This is a genomic window from Actinotalea sp. JY-7885 (assembly GCF_014525465.1).
GTDB lineage: Bacteria > Actinomycetota > Actinomycetes > Actinomycetales > Cellulomonadaceae > Actinotalea.
The window spans coordinates 1-3,141 of the sequence record NZ_JACEXH010000260.1 but is presented as its reverse complement, the minus strand read 5'-3'; the positions used below and the strand labels follow the sequence as shown (position 1 = coordinate 3,141).

Annotated in this window: 4 protein-coding genes and 1 pseudogene; 4 read left to right on the top strand and 1 reads right to left on the bottom strand. The window is 75.2% G+C overall.

All coding sequences use genetic code 11. The features are described 5' to 3' along the window. A pseudogene (locus IDM29_RS15915) lies at positions 1-621 on the bottom strand (hypothetical protein); the annotation flags it as partial. Positions 622-732: 111 nt separating this feature from the next. On the opposite strand from IDM29_RS15915, the gene rimP reads away from it, so the two are divergent. The 4 genes from rimP to IDM29_RS15895 all read left to right on the top strand — a co-directional run. Next, positions 733-1,290 (top strand): ribosome maturation factor RimP, encoded by a 558-nt coding sequence (gene rimP / locus IDM29_RS15910; RefSeq protein WP_182114095.1) that lies wholly within the window; start codon positions 733-735, stop codon positions 1,288-1,290. Beyond that, the gene (nusA, locus tag IDM29_RS15905; protein WP_182113584.1) at positions 1,290-2,396 is read left to right on the top strand and encodes a transcription termination factor NusA; all 1,107 of its coding nucleotides are present in this window, start codon (positions 1,290-1,292) and stop codon (positions 2,394-2,396) included. Before rimP ends, nusA begins: the two co-directional genes overlap by 1 nt. Beyond that, positions 2,393-2,827 carry a YlxR family protein gene (locus IDM29_RS17440; protein ID WP_182113585.1) on the top strand — a complete coding sequence of 145 codons (435 nt, stop codon included), beginning with the start codon at positions 2,393-2,395 and terminating at the stop codon, positions 2,825-2,827. Before nusA ends, IDM29_RS17440 begins: the two co-directional genes overlap by 4 nt. Positions 2,828-2,883: 56 nt before the next feature. After that, the coding region (locus IDM29_RS15895) for a translation initiation factor IF-2 N-terminal domain-containing protein (RefSeq protein ID WP_188037775.1) at positions 2,884-3,141 on the top strand (258 nt) is incomplete at its 3' end.

Genomic DNA, 3,141 nt, shown 5'->3' with positions numbered 1-3,141 from the left:
CAGCGTCCGGCCGACGGCGATCGAGGCGAGCAGGCGGGCCAGCCCGCCGTCGTCCGTCGTGGCGGCGTCGGCGCGCGCGCTCGCCGCTGTCTCGTCGAGCAGCGCCACCAGCTCGGCAGCGGTGGGCGTGGGCGGGGTGGCGCCCGCGGTCGGGGCGGCCGACGAGGCGTCGTCGGGGGTGACCGGCTCGTCGTCGGAGGGCGCTGCGTCGTCGGAGGGCTCGGCGTCGTCGGAGGGCGCTGCGTCGTCGGAGGGCTCGGCGGTCTCAGGGGACTCCGGCGCGGCGGTCGCGTCCGGGAACGGCTCGTACACGCCGCCGAGCGCCTCGACGTGCGCGTCGCTCGCGGTGCCGGTGGTCGTGGCGAGGGCCTGGACGGTGGGGTCCGTCGCCGCCGTGGCGACCGCCGACGCCAGGACCTGCACGGCGAGCGCGTCGGCGGTGGCGCGCTGGCGCAGGGACTCGGCCGCGTCGGGCGAGGGCGCCACGGGCGCGGGGGTCTCCAGGCGCAGGCCGCAGCCGGCGAGGATGGTGACGAGCACCACGGCGAGGACCGCCACCAGGGGCCGGGTCCTCCGGTGGGGTCGGGTCACGGGTGCCGGCAGGGCGGGGGCGCGGGTCATCGCGGCCGATCCTGCCACGCCGCACCGCCGGGGAGTCGTTAGGCTGGGACCGACAAGTCCAGAGGGTCGTATCCACGTCGGGTGGCCCGCCACGACCCACGGGAGGCGAACATGGTCACGCCCGCGAGCTCCGGGCCCACACCGGCTCAACGCGTCAGGCAGGCCGTCGAACCGGCCGTGACGGCCGCCGGCCTCGTCCTCGAGGACGTCGCCGTCAAGCCCGCGGGGCGCCGCACGGTGGTCCGCGTCGTCGTCGACCTGGACGACGACGCCCTCGGCAGCCTCGACCTGGACACCGTCGGCGAGGTCTCGCGCGACGTCTCCGCCGCGCTGGACGCCGCGGACCCCGTCAAGGGCGAGTACGTGCTGGAGGTCTCGACGCCCGGCACGGACCGGCCCCTGACCGAGCTGCGGCACTTCCGCCGCGCCCGCACGCGTCTCGTGCGGCTGACGCTGCGCGACGGCTCGGTCGTCACCGGACGCCTCGCGGAGGCTGACGCCGACGGCTACGTCCTCGACCCGGCGCCCGACGGCGTCGCGACGCGCACGACCCTCGCGCCCGCCGACGTCGTGCGCGGCCAGGTCGAGGTCGAGCTCACCCGGCTCGCCGACACCGGGCACGACGCACCGCACGACCCCATGAACGACGACGAGGAGGGCGACGCCTGATGGACATCGACATGACGGCGCTGCGCCTGGTCGAGCACGAGCGCGACATCAGCCTGGAGACCCTGGTCTCCGCGATCGAGCAGGCGCTGCTCTCGGCCTACCACCGCACGCCCGGCGCCCTCGAGGACGCCCGGGTCGAGGTCGACCGGCGCACCGGGCACGTCACGGTCTGGGCCCGGGAGCGGCTCGAGGCGCCGAGCGAGCCGACCGCGCCCGAGGACGGCGTGGGCTTCGCGACCGCACCGGCGCCGGAGCTCGGACCGGAGTTCGACCACACGCCGGACGGCTTCGGCCGCGTCGCCACGGCCACCGCGCGCCAGGTCATCGTCCAGCGGCTGCGCGACGCCGAGGACGAGCAGGTGCTCGGCGCGTTCCGCGGGACCGAGGGGGAGGTCCTCGCGGGCGTCATCCAGCAGGGCCGCGACCCGCGCACCGTGCTCGTCGCCGTGCGCGGCACCGAGGCCGTGCTCCCGGCGCACGAGCAGGTTCCGACCGAGCGGTACGTCCACGGCGAGCGGCTGCGGGCGTACGTGCTCGACGTCTCCCGCGGTCCCAAGGGCCCGTCGATCACCCTCTCGCGGACCCACCCGAACCTCGTGCGCAAGCTCTTCGAGCTCGAGGTGCCGGAGGTCGCGGACGGCTCGGTCGAGATCACGGCCATCGCCCGCGAGGCGGGCCACCGCACCAAGATGGCGGTGCGGACCTCCGTCGCCGGCCTCAACGCCAAGGGCGCCTGCATCGGCCCGATGGGGGCCCGGGTGCGCGCGGTGATGTCCGAGCTGCACGGCGAGAAGATCGACATCATCGACCACAGCGACGACCCGGCCCAGTTCGTGGGCAACGCGCTGTCGCCGGCGCGCGTGTCCTCCGTCACGGTCGTCGACCTGGCGGCGCGCTCGGCGCGCGTCGTCGTGCCCGACTACCAGCTCTCGCTGGCCATCGGCAAGGAGGGCCAGAACGCCCGCCTGGCGGCCAAGCTCACCGGCTGGCGTATCGACATCCGCTCCGACGAGGGCGGCGACGCGGCGCCCCAGGAGGGCCCGGCGGACGCCGCCGGGACCGCCCCCGGCGACGCGGGGCAGGAGTCCTCGGGTCCCGGTTCGTGACCGAGCGCGCTAGACTTGCCGAGGCTGGACCGCGCGTCCGGCGTCCCGAGCCCGTGCCCGGCCCCCTCGTGGGGCCGGTCCGTACGTGTGTGGGGTGCCGGCAGCGGGGTCAACGGTCCGTCCTCCTGCGGGTGGTCCGGGATGACGACGGCGATCTCGCCGTGGTCGACCCGGGACGATGCAGGTCGGGCCGGGGCGCCTGGTTGCACCCCGACCCGGAGTGCCTCGACCTCGCCGAACGGCGTCGTGCTCTACCGCGTGCCCTGCGCACGGGACCGCTCGACATCACCCCGGTCCGCGAGCACCTCGAGACCCTCACCAGCAGCAGTACGGAAAGACCAGCAGTACCGACACCAGCAGTACCTCCGTCGTTCATCGAGAAGGAAAGCGGGTTGGAAGCCGATGGGCACCCGATGAGTACCCGGCGATGAGTACCCAGCACTAACGACGGTCCACCCTGTCCCGGGCGGGCCGAGACAGGAGAGTTGTGGCAAAGGTCCGCGTCTACGAGCTCGCTAAGGAGCTCGGCGTCGAGAGCAAGGCCATCATGGCCAAGCTGAACGAGCTCGGTGAGTTCGTCCGGTCGGCTTCGTCGACCATCGAACCGCCCGTCGTGCGCAAGCTGCGCGACGCCTACCCCGCCGGCTCCCAGGAGCAGGCCCCCCGCAAGGCCGCCCCGCGCCCCGGGCCCGCAGCCCTCGCAGCGCCGTCGGCGCCCGCGGCCCAGGCACCCGCGGCCCCCGCC

Bases quoted from the DNA above. Each gene is read 5' to 3' on its own strand.
- rimP (WP_182114095.1), top strand. From the start codon at position 733: ATGGTCACGCCCGCGAGCTCCGGGCCCACACCGGCTCAACGCGTCAGG.
- nusA (WP_182113584.1), top strand. From the start codon at position 1,290: ATGGACATCGACATGACGGCGCTGCGCCTGGTCGAGCACGAGCGCGAC.